Origin of the sequence: Yersinia entomophaga (assembly GCF_001656035.1) — a bacterium.
Taxonomy (GTDB): Bacteria; Pseudomonadota; Gammaproteobacteria; order Enterobacterales; family Enterobacteriaceae; genus Yersinia; species Yersinia entomophaga.
On record NZ_CP010029.1, the window covers coordinates 1,341,893 to 1,358,082 of the forward strand.

Below are 16,190 nucleotides of genomic sequence, written 5' to 3' on the forward strand. Positions count from 1 at the left end.
GTGCGCCGTGGCGCAACGCTGTGCGGTGCAAATGCCACGGGATTAACCCACGCTGTGTTCCAGGCTAATGGCGAGCAATTTCTGCGCTTCGACGGCAAATTCCAGCGGTAATTCCGAGAAGACATCTTTACAGAATCCGTTGACGATCATCGAGATAGCGTCATCTTCGCTGATGCCCCGCTGCAGACAATAGAACAGTTGGTCATCGCCAATCTTGGAGGTGGTGGCTTCGTGTTCCAACTGAGCGCTGTTGTTGCGCACTTCCACATACGGGAAGGTGTGCGCGCCGGAATCCGGCCCAATCAACATCGAGTCGCACTGGGTAAAGTTACGGGCATTTTCCGCACTCGGTAGGATTTTCACCAGACCACGATAGGTATTCTGGCTATGGCCGGCGGAAATCCCCTTGGCGATAATGGTGGATTTAGTATTTTTGCCAATGTGGATCATCTTGGTGCCGGTATCGGCCTGCTGATAACCGTTGGTCAACGCCACGGAGAAGAATTCGCCGATGGAGTTATCGCCCTGCAAAATCACGCTCGGGTATTTCCAAGTAATGGCCGAGCCGGTTTCCGACTGAGTCCACGACATTTTTGAACCTTCCCCTTCACACAGAGCGCGCTTGGTAACAAAGTTGAGAATGCCGCCGGTGCTGGCCGTACCGGCAAACCAGTTTTGCACCGTGGAATATTTCACTTCGGCATTTTTGTGCAGAATCACTTCCACCACCGCCGCATGCAACTGATAGGTATCACGCACCGGCGCAGAACAGCCTTCGATATAGCTTACGTAGCTGTCTTCATCGGCAATCAGAATGGTGCGTTCGAACTGGCCGGTTTTCGCCGCGTTAATCCGGAAGTAGGTAGAAAGCTCCATCGGGCAACGCACGCCTTTCGGCACGTATACGAAGGTGCCGTCCGAAGCCACGGCGGCGTTCAATGCGGCAAAGAAGTTATCTTTGGCGGGCACTACACTGCCGAGGTATTTGCGAACCAGATCCGGGAATTCCTGAATTGCTTCACCAAAAGAGCAGAAAATAATCCCGTGGCCAGCCAGTTTTTCACGATAAGTGGTGGCGACCGAAACCGAATCAAAAATCGCATCTACCGCCACTTCCGCCCCTTCACGAACCGGAACCCCTAACTGGGCAAAGGCGTTTTCCACTTCTGCGGTGAGATAATCATTGGCGGCGGTGCCGAGATCTTCGCCGTCGGTCGGCTGCTGCACTGCGCCGGGTTGGGAACCGCAGTTGTCATCGCAGCTACCGCAAGATGGTGCCGAGTAATAGCTGTAATCCTGATAATCCAGGCTTTGATAGTGGGCTTTCAGCCAATGCGGTTCTTCCATCTCCAGCCAGCTTCGATAAGCACCGAGACGGAATTCCAGCATCCACTCAGGTTCGTTACGTTTGGCCGAAATCGCTCGCACCACATCTTCGTTGATGCCTTTGGCCAACTCATCGGTGGCTAAATGGGTAAAGAAGCCTTCTTTGTAACGACCATCACTGACCCAAGCCTGCACATCATCTGGAACTTCTACATTGCTTCGTGTCATTTCGTTTACATCACTCAAACGCCAAAACTCTCGCCACAACCGCAGGCATGCTGAGCTTTAGGATTATTAAATTTAAAGATCTGATTCAGCCCTTCGCGGACATAATCTACTTCCGTGCCATCAATAAAAGGCATCGCTTTTAACGGTACAAAAATTTTGGCTTCGCCATGCTCGAAAACCAGATCGTCATTGGCAGGGTTTTTTGCCATGTCCATCACGTAGGCAAACCCGGCGCAGCCGGATTGTTTAACGCCCAGATGCAGCCCTTTCACTTCGGGATCTTGCTGCATTAAGCGGGCAATCTGCGCGGCGGCACTGTCAGTAATGGTGACGCCCTGCCAATCATTGTCGTCGAGTGAAAATGTACCAACTGTATCCTGTTGCATATGACCTACCTTATCTATCTCAACAACCTTATTAGTTGTTATTATGCTGGTTGAACCTCACTCGGCGTCAACACAGATTGTTCACAATGGTAGTGATAATAATTATCACTTCAACCGTTTGTTTTGCAGGGATATTAAGAAAAGTGCCTTTTTAACCCCGGGTGAGGCGGCAACCTATAAGGAACGCTGCGATGGCCAGAAAAAACGGAAGAGAGTCGCACAATATTATCATTATGAAATCACACAATATATTTCATAATAATAACTGAAAACCCTGCATTATTAGAGGCCAATTTCCCTTTACTTCTAATAATTTTAAACATTCATAGGAAATACCTATTTCTACGCTAACTTTAGCCGAAAATCCCCCTCGGAGGAAACCTCTACGGCAAAAAGTGACCGATTTGATCGTGAAAAAATAAGCCGTTCGCGGGTAAGGGATTGAATGAAAGGAAACTGTGTCTGACAAGGATTAAGAAATATTCAGAACCGGCGCTGTCCGGTTCTGAAAATACCGCTTCAGATTAGGCAAAATGAAGACAGACGCTAGCTGCCTAAAATTGCCGTAGTGAGACGTGATGTACAGCAAAGCCGATCCTGCTGATCGAAAATCTCGATCTGCCAAACCTGATGAGTACGGCCAGCGTGAACCGCCCGACACACGCCGCGAACCACCCCTTCCCGCACCGCTCTCAGGTGGTTGGCATTAATTTCCAACCCTACCACCTGTTGATCACATTCGGTGGATAGATAACCCGCCATTGAGCCCAGCGATTCCGCCAACACCACAGACGCCCCGCCGTGCAGTAGGCCAAAAGGCTGGCGCGTGCGGTGATCCACCGGCATTGTCCCTTCGATTTCATTGTCCCCGATGCGGGTAATTTCGATGCCCAAATGGGACACCATGCAACCTTCACCCACTTGATTCAAGTCTGCCAGCGTAGCTGCTCGTTTCCAAAGCATTAAACTATCTCCAATAGAGCCTGTAACGGATGCCTGAGGCTATTTCCTTCCATTCGTTTTACCTGGCTACGGCATGAATAACCCGTTGCCAGACAGCGTTTTTCCGGCAATTTCTGCAATGCCTGCTGCCATGATAGTTCATAAATTCCGATCGAGTTATGGAGATTCTTCGATTCGTGACCGTAGGTGCCCGCCATACCGCAACAGCCAACGCTGACGTTTTCCAGCCGCGCGCCGTAGCGTGAAAATATCCCCGCCCACTGCTGCCCGCTGGCCGGTAGCGCGGTGCTTTCAGTACAGTGGCCAAACAAATACCAAGGTTCATCGTTCAATGGCTGCGCTGGGCTATCCGGCAATGTCGTCTGTAACCATTCATGTACCAGTTGCACCTTAAAGTGACCGCGACGCTCTCCAAGCATTTCCTGATATTCATCGCGATAGCACAGTACCAAGGCCGGATCGACGCCCACCAGCGGCATGCCTAATAAGGAAATTCGATTAAGGAACTCGGCGGTTTTAGTCGCAGTTTTAGCGAATCGCTGTAAAAAACCTTTGATATGTTGGGCTTTACCATTAGGCGAAAACGGCAGCAAGACCGGATTAAAACCGAGTTTTTCTACCAATCGAACAAAATCAGCCACCACCTGTGCATCGTAATAACTGGTAAAAGGATCCTGTACAATTAGCACATGATGGCTACGTTCTTCATCACTCAGTTTTTCCAACTGTTCCATCGTCATCGTGCTGGCATAGTGGCCGGAAAGCGCCTGTTTCAGGGTCGGCGTCGAGAGCAGCGGTAAATCCACCATCCCAATACTCCGGCGACTCAGTTCGCTCACCCACGGCTGTTTCAGGAAGAAATTGAACAGGTTGGGCGCCTTGGCCATCAGCGGCGTATAGCTTTCCACGCCAGCGACCACGTAATCACGCAACGGACGGTGATAACGGGTGTGATACAGCTGCAGGAAGCGCGAACGGAACCCCGGCACGTCAATTTTAATCGGGCATTGAGTCGAACAGGCTTTGCAGGCCAGACAGCCTGACATCGCCTCCTTCACTTCATGGGAGAAATCGTAGTCCCCTCGATTGGCGCGCCAGCTATGTCTGGTTTTTTCGATCAGTCCACGCAGGCTAGGCCGGCGATTAGCCAGGCCGTTTTCCAGTACCAGAGGATCGACGCCCTGTTCGCTCAGCAAACGCAGCCATTCCCGCACCAATGTGGCGCGACCTTTCGGGGAATGAATGCGGTTGCCGCTGATTTTCATTGAAGGACACATCGGGCTGCGAGCATCGAAATTAAAGCATAATCCGTTGCCGTTACATTCCATTGCGCCGCGGAATGACGTGCGCACCGTCAGCGGAATTTGTCGATCCTTTATGCCGCGTTTTGCCGAGGTATCGACTTTCATCATCGGCGCATCACTGTCTAACGGAGAACAGATTTTCCCCGGATTCAGGCGATTGAGCGGATCGAAAGCAGACTTAATGCGCCGCAGCTCGTGATACAGTTTTTCACCGAAGAAACCCGGGCTATATTCAGCGCGGAAACCTTTTCCGTGTTCTCCCCACAGTAAGCCCCCGTAACGCGCAGTCAGCTCGACTATCCGATCGGAAAGCTGTTTCATCAGCATTTCCTGCTGCGGATCGCACATGTCCAAAGCCGGACGCACATGCAGCACGCCGGCGTCTACGTGACCAAACATGCCATAACTCAGGTTATGGCTATCCAGCAACTGACGGAATTCGACGATATAGTCCGCCAGATTTTGCGGCGGAACGCAGGTATCTTCGGCAAAAGGAATGGGTTTAGCCTGACCCTTACTGTTTCCGAGCAATCCTACGGCTTTTTTACGCATACCGTAGATGCGCTCAATACCGGCCAGATCGTCACAAATCTGATAGCCAATCACACCGCCCTGCTGCGTAGACATCAATTCATCTAACCGCTGACACAACGAGGCCATTTGCTCGTCGATAAGTTCCCGATCATCTCCGGCGAATTCGACAATATTCAGTCCCAATAGCGTCTTATCTGGCACATCGGTGATCAATTCTTTAACTGAATGCCACACAATGTCTTCTCTGGCCAGATTCAGCACCTTAGAATCCACCGTTTCCACCGACAGCGCCTTGGCTTCCACCATGAAAGGCGCATTGCGCAAGGCCGAATCGAAGGAATCATATTTAACGTTCACCAAACGCCGCACTTTCGGCAGACGGGTAATGTCCAGCTTGGCTTCGGTAATAAAGGCCAGCGTGCCTTCCGACCCGCATAGAATACGTGTTAAATCAAAAGATTGCAGATCATCACTCAAAACATGGCGCAGATCGTAACCGGTCAGGAAACGGTTCAGTTTGGGGAATTTTTCCAGAATCAGCGCGCGGTTATCCCGACAACTCTCCAGCACGCTACGATAAATACGCCCAATTACCGACTCCTCGGCGGCGATCGCTTCGGCCTGAGCAGTTGGCAGCGCGCGAGTATCCAGCAGTTCGCCCCCCAAAAGCACCGCTCGCAGACCTAAAACATGATCGGACGTTTTGCCATACACCAACGAGCCTTGCCCGGAAGCATCGGTATTAATCATGCCGCCTAACGTGGCGCGGTTGCTGGTAGAGAGTTCGGGAGAGAAGAAATAGCCGTGCGGACGCAAATATTGATTAAGTTGATCTTTAATCACACCGGCTTCAACTCGCACCCAGCCTTGCTCAGTGTTGATTTCCAGAATGCGATTCATATGGCGGGACATATCCACCACAATACCGGTATTCAGTGCTTGACCGTTGGTGCCTGTGCCGCCGCCACGTGGGGCAAAGGTCAAAGATTGAAACGTCGATTCTCCGGCCAAACGACCAATCAGGGTGACATCGGCGGTGGATCGCGGGAATACCACCGCATCGGGCAGCAATTGGTAGATACTGTTGTCCGTTGCCATCGTCAGGCGGTCGGCGTAATCGGTGGCGGTGTCGCCGGTAAAACCGTGTTGCTTCAATGCCTTCAAAAAGTCCAGCACCAGCGGTAAGACGCCAGGGGCCTGAGAAATCCGTGGGATCATTATGGTTGACCCTATCTATGTTGTTTTCACACACGCCATCCGCCGCGCATCACCCTGTCACATCAGCGAATATACGTACTCCAGTGGCAGAAAGGTTAGCCGCTTGTTAATGCTCTTGTCGAATCATTTATGACAATTCAGAATGATGAGAAAGGCTTGGCTCATTGCAGGGAGGAATAGAATAATAATTGATTAACGATCAACATTTTATATTGCCCTGCCAACGAACAGATCAACTCGCATAGAGTGTAAAAAAGCCCACGTCAGAAACTTTCAGGCAGCAAACGTCGCGGTAAAACCGGCGTTGTAAAACACGAATACGGGGTTGGCATAAGAAGATGTAAACCATTCCGCGCCGCTGGTGCCATTAGCGTCGAGTCTAGCTCTGCGGCATTCTCTCTCTATAACGCGATACCTCTGTGATATTTCTCTCAATAGAACGACATCGCTGTAACACCGGCTATTCCCCGAACCAAATGATTCGCGAATGAATCTACCTCACAAAATAAGCGTGCTTTTATTACTCAGCTCCGTCAGTAAAAATGCTATGAATCTGTTAAATTACGCAAAAATACACCATGATTAGACAGTCAGTCCGAATACGGCGACCTTGCCCTACTTATCGAAACGAGAACTCACCGATGAATTACCCGCAACAACATCGTTACGACTTACCCAAACTCATATTTGGCGTGATATTCATTTTGATAATGATCATTGCCAGCTTCTGGGTGGTTCAACCCTTTATTTTGGGGTTCGCCTGGGCGGGAATGGTGGTTATTGCTACCTGGCCTTTATTGATTCGTTTGCAGGGGTTACTTTGGGGACGGCGCTCATTAGCCGTTGTCATTATGACACTGCTGTTAATTCTGCTGTTCGTTATCCCAATTGCGCTGTTGGTCAGTAGCGTTTTGGAAAATAGCGCTCCGTTAATTAAATGGGCCAGCAGTCCGGCGAATTTACAGATACCGGAAATGGCATGGCTAAAATCTGTTCCGATGCTCGGTAACAAACTCTACAGCAGCTGGCATACCCTGATAGCCGGCGGCGGCAATGCGCTAATGGCGAAAGTTCAGCCTTACGTGGGGGAAACCGCCACCTGGTTTGTGGCTCAGGCCGCTCACGTTGGCCGCTTCCTGCTGCATCTGACTCTAATGGTGTTATTCAGTATCCTGCTGTATTTCCACGGTGAAAACGTCGCACTGGGGATTCGCCATTTTGCCGTTCGTCTGGCAGATAAACGCGGCGATGCTGCCGTCATACTGGCGGCGCAAGCCATTCGGGCCGTAGCGTTGGGCGTGGTTGTTACCGCGCTGGTGCAAGGGATTCTGGGCGGAATTGGACTGGCTATCGCCGGCATCCCCTACGCGATGTTATTGACGGTAGTGATGTTTGTTTGCTGCGTCGCGCAACTTGGCCCCTTACTCGTACTGGTTCCGGCGGTTATCTGGCTGTACTGGAGCGGGGACAATACTTTTGGCACTCTGCTATTGGTCTGGAGCTGCGTAGTCGGAACGCTAGACGGCGTGCTGCGGCCAGTGCTGATCCGTATGGGCGCAGACCTGCCTATGATCCTGATTCTGTCTGGCGTTATCGGCGGTTTGCTCTCCTTCGGCATGATTGGCCTGTTTATTGGCCCGGTGGTTCTGGCCGTCTCATATCGCCTGGTGAGCGCCTGGATTCATGAAGCGCCTGAGCCGGTAGAAGATGTCGCCGAAGTCGCTAAACACTTAGATGAACTCTAATAGCACAATGGCTCGTTGGTAATACTGGCGAGCCATTATTTTCTCATTCCCTCCTTGCCCAAATAATAGATAAAGCTTTAGGTTCAACACTCTCCATTCTTTTTTCACGTTAAGAAACTCAAGTTTATTAAAACAGCATTGTTATTCACTATAAAACCGCCCACACTCTTTCATTTAGTCACTGATAAACAACCGTTTTTATTAGGATGATTCTTAATGACTATCTAACTTATTTTATTTAAGATTATTATTAATCGACAACTCATTTGAGATGTTTAAATAAATCAGTAGATTATTGCTTTATCGCAATATCAGCACCGAATACCCTAATTGCTGTGTGTAGTCTTTGCCTATCTCCTATGATGGGCTTTTTTTTGTCTTCCGCGCCAAATAATGAATTATTGCCTCTCACCCTTATATTCCCAATCAAAAACAGTTTCTAAAGGTTATAAAATTCCAGAAAAAAATCCGCAGCCTAAGCTACGGATCTTCAAAGAATGACGTACCTTAGATATTAATGGGTTACAGGTTTAACCTGCCCCAAATCCATCCAGGTTTGCACTACGGTATCCGGGTTCAGAGACAGACTATCAATGCCCTGCTCCATCAGCCACAGAGCAAAATCGGCGTGATCTGACGGGCCCTGCCCACAAATCCCGACGTATTTACCCTGCCGTTTTGCCGCCTGAATCGCCATCGACAGCAAGGCTTTCACCGCCTCGTTGCGCTCATCAAACAGCTCAGATACCACGCCGGAATCACGATCCAGCCCCAACGTCAGCTGCGTCATATCGTTCGAACCAATGGAGAATCCGTCGAAATGTTGGAGGAATTGATCGGCCAATAATGCGTTCGAGGGGATTTCACACATCATAATGACTTTCAGGCCATTCTCACCACGTTTCAGCCCTTGCTTAGCCAGTTCGGCTACCACCGCCTCCGCCTGCGCCACGGTACGCACGAATGGCACCATGATTTCAACGTTGGTTAACCCCATTTCGTTACGCACACGTTTGACAGCTTCACATTCCAAGGCGAAACAATCACGGAAGCTATCGGCCACGTAACGACCGGCACCGCGGAAGCCCAGCATCGGGTTCTCTTCATGAGGTTCGTAGGCCGCGCCGCCCACCAGATTGGCGTATTCGTTGGATTTGAAGTCAGACAGACGCACGATCACGCGTTTTGGCCAGAAAGCCGCACCCAACGTCGAAATGCCTTCGGTCAGGCGGCCGACGTAAAACTCAACCGGATCGTCGTAGCCGTGCATCAGCGCTTTAATTTCAGCCTGCAACGCCGGTTCCTGCTTATCAAATTCCAGCAGCGCCCTTGGGTGCACGCCTATCATGCGGTTGATAATAAACTCCAGACGCGCCAGACCAACCCCTTCGTTTGGCAAACGGGCGAAGTCAAAAGCACGATCAGGATTACCGACGTTCATCATGATTTTTAACGGTAACTCAGGCAGTTCGGTCACTTCGGAGCTTTGCACTGAAAAGTCCAGTAGATCCTGATAGACAAAGCCGGTATCCCCTTCGGCGCAGGATACGGTCACCTTCTGGCCTTCACGCAGACGATCGGTGGCATCCCCACAACCCACAACCGCAGGAATCCCCAGTTCACGGGCAATAATCGCTGCATGACAAGTTCGCCCCCCGCGGTTGGTGACAATGGCCGACGCCTTTTTCATGATAGGTTCCCAATCAGGATCGGTCATATCTGTCACCAGAACATCACCGGGCTGAATGCGATCCATCTCGCTAATATCATGAATGACTTTGACCGGACCTGAACCGATTCGGTGACCGATAGCTCGCCCTTCAACCAGCACTTCGCTCTGGTTGTTCAACAGGTAGCGTTCCATCACTTGTTCATTGGAACGAACGGTTTCCGGACGCGCCTGTACGATAAACAGCTTGCCGGTGTGACCGTCTTTGGCCCACTCGATATCCATCGGGCGACCATAATGCTGCTCAATCAGTAAAGCCTGATGAGCCAAGGATTCGACTTCTTTATCGGTCAAAGCGAAACGATTGCGCAGATCTTCTGGTACATCTTCAATACACACCTGTTTGCCGTGTTCTTGGCTATCGGCATACACCATACGAATTTTTTTCGAACCCATATTGCGACGAACAATGGCCGGTTTGCCATTACGCAGCGTAGGTTTGTGAACGTAGAATTCATCAGGATTAACCGCGCCCTGCACCACCATCTCACCCAAACCGTGGGCGGCGGTGATAAATACCACCTGATCAAAACCGGATTCGGTATCGATGGTGAACATCACGCCGGACGAGGCCAGATCGGAGCGCACCATCCGCTGAACGCCGGCAGACAGCGCCACGCCGCGATGATCGTAACCCTGATGCACCCGGTAGGAGATGGCGCGGTCATTAAACAGGGAGGCAAACACATGTTTAATCGCCACCATCACCGCATCGATACCCTGAACGTTGAGGAAGGTTTCTTGTTGACCCGCAAAGGACGCATCGGGCATGTCTTCCGCCGTCGCCGAGGAGCGCACGGCAAAGGAGGCTTCCGGCTCGCCGTCGGCAAGCTGTTGATAAGCTTCATGAATAGCTTGTTCAAACTCAGGATGGAACGGCGTATCAATCACCCATTGACGAATCTGGGCACCGGCGTTAGCCAACTGCGCGATATCATCAACGTCGGTGTTATCCAGCAGCTCATAAATACGTTGGTTAACGCCACTTTGCTCGAGAAAGTCGTTAAACGCCTCGGCCGTGGTGGCAAATCCGTTGGGAACAGAAACGCCCAGTTCAGAAAGATTGGTTATCATTTCACCCAGGGAGGCATTCTTACCGCCCACACGGTCAACATCGTGCATACCAAGCTGGTTGTACCAAAGCACATTACGCAGGGTTCGGCCATTGTTCGACATCTAAACAATCCTTTTACATTCAGTAGGGTACGAATAAAAGTTATCTTTGCTGTTAAACAGCAGGGATCAGACTAGCACAATGCTCCGTTAGCTATGGACAGGTGAATCGATCAACCCAACACAAAAAAATTTTTTAAGGGCAATTCTGCGGCAAAAGCTTTACCCAAAACGGGAATAAGGCACACTATCAGACAGATCACAGATGATTATTCGGGCAGTGGCTTAAAGGAGTCAGGGTGGAAAGAAGCGTTTTTTATATTTCAGACGGTACCGCCATTACGGCGGAAGTCTTGGGGCACGCCGTGCTATCGCAGTTTCCGGTTGATGCCACGACCTTTACCTTACCTTTTGTCGAAAGCGCCGCCCGTGCTGAAGCGGTTTGCCAGCAGATAAATGAGATTTATCAGTCTACCGGCGTCCGCCCGCTGGTGTTCTATTCGATTATTTCGTCGGAAGTCCGCGAGATAATCCAACGCAGTGAGGGATTCTGTCAGGACATCGTCCAGTCGCTGGTTGCGCCACTCCAGGACGAACTGGGCGTTGCGCCTCAGCCGGTGCTCAACCGCACCCACGGCCTGACCGAAAGCAATTTGGGAAAATACGACGCCCGTATCGCCGCTATCGATTATGCGCTGGCTCATGATGACGGCATTTCGTTGCGCAATCTGGATCAGGCGCAGGTGATTTTGCTGGGCGTATCTCGTTGCGGTAAAACGCCCACCAGTCTGTATCTGGCGATGCAATTTGGCATTCGTGCCGCCAACTACCCTTTTATTGCCGATGATATGGATAATCTGCAGTTACCTGCGGCGCTTAAACCCTTTCAGCACAAACTGTTCGGTTTAACCATAAACCCCGAGCGGCTGGCAGCAATTCGTGAAGAGCGGCGGGAAAACAGTCGTTATGCCTCTTTACGACAGTGTCGTATGGAAGTCGGCGAAGTCGAGGCGCTGTTTCGCAAGAATCAAATCCGCTATCTAAATTCCACCAATTATTCCGTTGAAGAGATATCGACCAAAATCCTGGATATTTTAGGAATGAGTCGCCGGATGTTTTAAGGCTGCATTCATATAAATGATTGAATATACCGAATTCGATATAAATTCTATTAATCTCCTCTGCGGCGGTTGAATTCGTCTGGTTTTGGTTTATTGTGATCGCCATCACTTCCCGGTATTCCTGCCGCAGAGAAGAACATTTTTAGAGAATATCCATGCATAAAACAGATGAACTGCGGACCGCGCGCATCGATAGCCTGATCACGCCACAACAGTTGGCGGATAAGTTGCCTATCTCTTCCGGCGTAGCCAATAACGTGACCGCGTCACGTAAGCGCATTGAAAAAATCCTGACCGGTGAAGATCCTCGTCTATTAGTGGTGGTCGGCCCCTGCTCTATTCACGATCTGGATGCTGCCATTGATTATGCTACTCGCCTGAATGTGCTGCGGGAACGCTATGCAGATCGACTGGAAATCGTGATGCGTACCTATTTCGAAAAACCTCGCACCGTGGTGGGCTGGAAAGGTTTGATCTCCGATCCGACGCTAGATGGCTCCTGTCAGGTCAATCTTGGCATAGAATTGGCACGTAAGCTGTTGCTGAGCGTGAATGAACTGGGATTACCAACGGCCACCGAGTTTCTGGATATGGTGACCGGGCAATATATTGCCGATTTAATTAGCTGGGGTGCCATCGGCGCTCGCACCACGGAAAGTCAGATCCACCGTGAAATGGCGTCGGCGTTGTCCTGTCCGGTTGGCTTTAAAAACGGCACCGATGGCAACACCCGTATCGCTATTGACGCCATTCGTGCGGCTCGGGCCGGTCATATGTTCCTGTCGCCGGATAAAACCGGCCAGATGACCATCTACCAAACCAGCGGTAACCCTTACGGCCACATTATAATGCGCGGCGGTAAACAACCTAATTATGGCGCTACGGACATTGCCGCTGCCTGTGATAGCCTGCGTGAATTCGATTTACCCGAGCATTTGGTGGTCGATTTCAGCCACGGTAATTGCCAGAAAATGCATCGTCGCCAGTTGGAAGTCGCCGAAGACATCGGTCAGCAAATTCGCGCCGGTTCTACGGCAATCGTGGGTGTGATGGCGGAGAGTTTCCTGGTCGAGGGCACGCAAAAAATCGTGGCCGGACAGCCGTTAACCTACGGCCAATCCATCACCGATCCTTGCCTGAACTGGGTCGATACCGAACATTTATTAGCAATTCTGAATGACGCCGTGAATACCCGTTTCTAACCTGCCCCAACCGACAATCCGCGTTAATCATTAATGCTTCAAATTTAGCCAGTTCAGATGTCATCAGGCATCTGAACTGGTTGATTTTTTCTGAATTCCCTCAGGCTTCAACGCTGACTTTTACATGAAATAATAACCCCAATTGTTAAATAAATTGGGCTATTCGGCTGTCGCCTCGTCTTTTGCATCAGAAGCGTTATTTTGTATATAATTTTTTCTTTTTGTAATTAATGAGATAGACCAGAGACAGCAGGAAATCAAAAAAGTTGTCCAAGGCAATATTTTGCTTGATGTAACCTCCCATTCACATGATAATGATTATCAAATTGATAACCATTTCCGTTTGCATCTAATGAATAACCCTACTTACAGCGATTTGTACCCTGCAACGGCTAGCGGAGCAGAAGATTCTCTCCCGCTGGTGGAGCAACCTGCTTGCATCAATAGCGAGCAACTGCTTGGTAGACATGGACTCGTCATCATCAACCATCAAGGACAATTTTATCAGCTGCGGCAGACCAAATCCGGCAAGCTGATATTGACCAAATAATAACTGCTCCTTGAGATACTTTTTCGCGAGCCACCCAGATCGTTCGATCGAGGCAGCCAGCAATCTAATGATTATGTTTAACTACATATGGAGAATTGCCAGATGTCTCGTGCTTCATCTACGTTGTTCCGTGCGTCATCGCTGAGTTTGGCTATCGCCTGCGCCATTCCTTCGCTGGCCTACGCCGCGCCTACCGCACCGAGCGAATCCGCTGCCACAACAGAAACAGCCAAGAAAAAAGCGGTCCATTCCAGTGAAACCATGACCGTTGTCGCCACGGGTAACCCGCGCAGTAGCTTTGACGCACCGATGATGGTGACGGTTATCGAAGGGGATTCGCCGCTCAGCCAGACGGCCAGCACCTCAGCCGATATGCTGCGTCGCGTGCCAGGCATCCTGATTTCAGGCACGGGACGTACTAACGGTCAGGACGTCAGCCTGCGCGGCTATAACCGTAACGGCGTATTGACACTGGTCGACGGCATCCGTCAAGGCACCGACACCGGCCATATCAATAGCACCTTCCTCGATCCTATGCTGGTCAAACAGATTGAAATCGTGCGTGGCCCAGCGGCCATGCTATACGGCAGCGGCGCATTGGGTGGCGTAATCTCCTATCAAACCGTTGATGCCGCCGATCTGCTGGAGCCGGGTCACAGTAGCGGTTACCGCGTATTTGGCTTAGGTGCCACCGGTGATCACAGCTTGGGCATGGGGGCTTCTGCCTTCGGTAAAACCGATGATTTGGACGGTTTGATTTCCTTTGGCACTCGCGACGTAGGTAATCTTCGCCAAAGTAATGGTTTCAGCGCGCCCAATGACGAAGCGATTAGTAACGTTCTGGCAAAAGGCACCTGGATCATCGATGATAACCAGTCTCTGAGCACCAACCTGCGCTATTACAATAACCGCGCCCGGGAGCCAAAGAATCCCCAAACGCCCGCCGCTTCCGCCGGTAACCTGATGACCGACCGCTCGACCATTCAGCGCGATGCACAGTTGAGCTATAAGCTGCATCCGCAGGGTCAGAATTGGCTGGACGCCACGGCAACGGCCTACTACTCCGATGTCAATATTGATACCACCACCAGGGGCACCGGCTTTGAAGGCCGCGAGCAGAAAACCCACGGCGCGAAACTGGAAAATCGCACTCGCCTGTTCGCTGACAGCGCTGCATCGCACCTGTTGACCTACGGCACCGAAGCCTATCGTCAGGAACAAACGCCTAGCGGCGTCACCACCAGCTTCCCGCAGGCTAAAATCAACTTTGCTTCCGGCTGGGCGCAGGACGAAATTACTCTACGCGATCTGCCGGTGACCGTGCTGGCGGGTACGCGTTTCGACAGCTACAGTGCCAGCAGCCAAAGCAATGCCGATGTTGACGCAGATAAATGGTCGTCGCGCGGTGCTGTCACCGTAAACCCAACCGACTGGCTGATGGTTTTCGGCTCTTATGCCCAAGCCTTTCGCGCTCCTACAATGGGCGAAATATATAATGATTCCAAACACTTCTCGATGGGGCCATTTAATAACTATTGGAAACCCAATCCGAATCTGCGCCCCGAAAGCAATGCTACGCAGGAGTTCGGTTTTGGCCTGAACTTTGATGGCGTATTAGCCGAGAACGACAGCCTGAAATTCAAGGCCAGCTATTTTGATACGCAGGCCAAAGATAAAATTGAGATGAAAGTCGATAACCTCACGACCACCTCTATTAATATTCACCGCGCCAAAATATGGGGTTGGGATGCCACTATGGATTACCAAACCGATTGGTTTAACTGGAATCTGGCCTATAACCGTACCCGTGGCAAAAATATGGATACCGGCGGATTCCTCGACAGCACCAATCCAGACACCGTCACCAGCGCATTGGATATCCCGATTGCCTCGACAGGCTTCTCTGCGGGTTGGGTCGCCACTATGGTTGAACGTAACAATATCGTGACCCGCAACACCAAACAGCAAGCCGGTTACGGCGTCAATGATTTCTACATTAGCTATAAAGGCCGCGATCAGTTCAAAGGGGTGACGACCACCGCCGTGCTGGGTAACGCCTTCGATAAAGAGTATTACTCACCACAAGGTATTCCGCAGGATGGCCGCAACGCCAAACTGTTCGTTAGCTATCAATGGTAATTCATACCCAGGTATGAATTACCCCGTCTAAATTACCTGAGCCAGACTCGATTCTGGCTCAGGTATTTCTCAACAGGAGAGAATGAATGTCAGCAATACTGTTTACCCAATATGAGCAAGCTAAACTCGACAATCCAGGCAAATTTGCACGCGATCTGGCAGAGATCCTTGGTATCAGCGAAGCGGAATTGACCCACGCTCGCGTAGGCCACGGTGCAGAGCGCCTGAAGGTGGATGCTCGGACTCTGCTGACCGAACTGGAAGCGGTTGGCGTGACCAAATCTATTACTCGCAATAACTACGCGGTACACGAGCAAATGGGTCGTTACCAGAATCAGAGCCTGAACGGCCACGCCGGTTTGATCCTGAATCCGCGTGAGCTGGATCTGCGTCTGTTCCTCGGCCAATGGGATACCGTTTTCGCTCTGCGTGAAGCGACGAAGCACGGCGAACGCTTTAGCTTCCAGTTCTTTGATCTGCAAGGTAATGCGGTTCATAAAGTGTATAACACTGATGAGACCGACATGGCTGCATGGCATGCTTTGGTCGAGAAATACGGCACCGCTAACAACCCGGAGATCGTTATTCAGCCTAAGGCTGACTCCGCTGAAGTGACACCGAATGACAATCAT

General features: G+C 50.8%; 10 protein-coding genes, 1 other RNA gene and 1 pseudogene. 7 read left to right on the forward strand and 5 right to left on the reverse strand.

The features are described 5' to 3' along the window. Positions 1–42: 42 nt before the first annotated feature. The 4 genes from sufB to ydiJ form a co-directional block, all read right to left on the reverse strand. A complete protein-coding gene (gene sufB, locus PL78_RS06020) occupies positions 43–1,554 on the reverse strand; it encodes a Fe-S cluster assembly protein SufB (protein ID WP_064513990.1) in 1,512 nt (503 codons plus the stop codon). A gap of 14 nt (positions 1,555–1,568) precedes the next feature. Next, on the reverse strand, positions 1,569–1,940 hold the full coding sequence (gene sufA, locus PL78_RS06025; protein WP_064513991.1) for a Fe-S cluster assembly scaffold SufA: 372 nt from the start codon (positions 1,938–1,940) through the stop codon (positions 1,569–1,571). 546 nt (positions 1,941–2,486) lie between these two features. Next, positions 2,487–2,903: a hotdog fold thioesterase gene (locus PL78_RS06030; protein ID WP_064513993.1), complete on the reverse strand. Its 417-nt coding sequence runs from the start codon at positions 2,901–2,903 to the stop codon at positions 2,487–2,489. Then, on the reverse strand, positions 2,903–5,959 hold the full coding sequence (ydiJ, locus tag PL78_RS06035) for a D-2-hydroxyglutarate dehydrogenase YdiJ (protein ID WP_064513994.1): 3,057 nt from the start codon (positions 5,957–5,959) through the stop codon (positions 2,903–2,905). The genes PL78_RS06030 and ydiJ overlap by 1 nt, the downstream gene beginning before the upstream one ends. Positions 5,960–6,600: 641 nt before the next feature. Between ydiJ and ydiK the strand changes: the two genes are divergently transcribed. Together ydiK and rprA are read left to right on the forward strand one after the other, a co-directional pair. Next, a complete protein-coding gene (ydiK, locus tag PL78_RS06040; protein WP_064513996.1) occupies positions 6,601–7,704 on the forward strand; it encodes an AI-2E family transporter YdiK in 1,104 nt (367 codons plus the stop codon). Between the two features lie 273 nt (positions 7,705–7,977). After that, positions 7,978–8,082: antisense sRNA RprA (rprA, locus tag PL78_RS06045), an RNA gene on the forward strand. A gap of 136 nt (positions 8,083–8,218) precedes the next feature. On the opposite strand, the gene ppsA is transcribed toward rprA, so the two are convergent. Beyond that, complete coding sequence (ppsA, locus tag PL78_RS06050; RefSeq protein WP_064513998.1) at positions 8,219–10,609, reverse strand: phosphoenolpyruvate synthase; 2,391 nt, start codon at positions 10,607–10,609, stop codon at positions 8,219–8,221. Between the two features lie 236 nt (positions 10,610–10,845). On the opposite strand from ppsA, the gene ppsR reads away from it, so the two are divergent. The 5 genes and pseudogenes from ppsR to PL78_RS21055 all read left to right on the forward strand — a co-directional run. After that, on the forward strand, positions 10,846–11,667 hold the full coding sequence (ppsR, locus tag PL78_RS06055) for a posphoenolpyruvate synthetase regulatory kinase/phosphorylase PpsR (protein ID WP_064514000.1): 822 nt from the start codon (positions 10,846–10,848) through the stop codon (positions 11,665–11,667). 155 nt (positions 11,668–11,822) lie between these two features. Continuing rightward, positions 11,823–12,869: a 3-deoxy-7-phosphoheptulonate synthase gene (locus tag PL78_RS06060; protein WP_064514002.1), complete on the forward strand. Its 1,047-nt coding sequence runs from the start codon at positions 11,823–11,825 to the stop codon at positions 12,867–12,869. Positions 12,870–13,221: 352 nt separating this feature from the next. Then, positions 13,222–13,419: a hemin uptake protein HemP gene (gene hemP / locus PL78_RS06065; RefSeq protein ID WP_120805601.1), complete on the forward strand. Its 198-nt coding sequence runs from the start codon at positions 13,222–13,224 to the stop codon at positions 13,417–13,419. Between the two features lie 102 nt (positions 13,420–13,521). Continuing rightward, the gene (locus PL78_RS06070) at positions 13,522–15,558 is read left to right on the forward strand and encodes a TonB-dependent hemoglobin/transferrin/lactoferrin family receptor (protein WP_064514004.1); all 2,037 of its coding nucleotides are present in this window, start codon (positions 13,522–13,524) and stop codon (positions 15,556–15,558) included. An 86-nt stretch (positions 15,559–15,644) separates the two neighbouring features. Further along, positions 15,645–16,104: pseudogene (locus PL78_RS21055) on the forward strand (ChuX/HutX family heme-like substrate-binding protein); the annotation flags it as partial. Positions 16,105–16,190 lie beyond the last annotated feature (86 nt).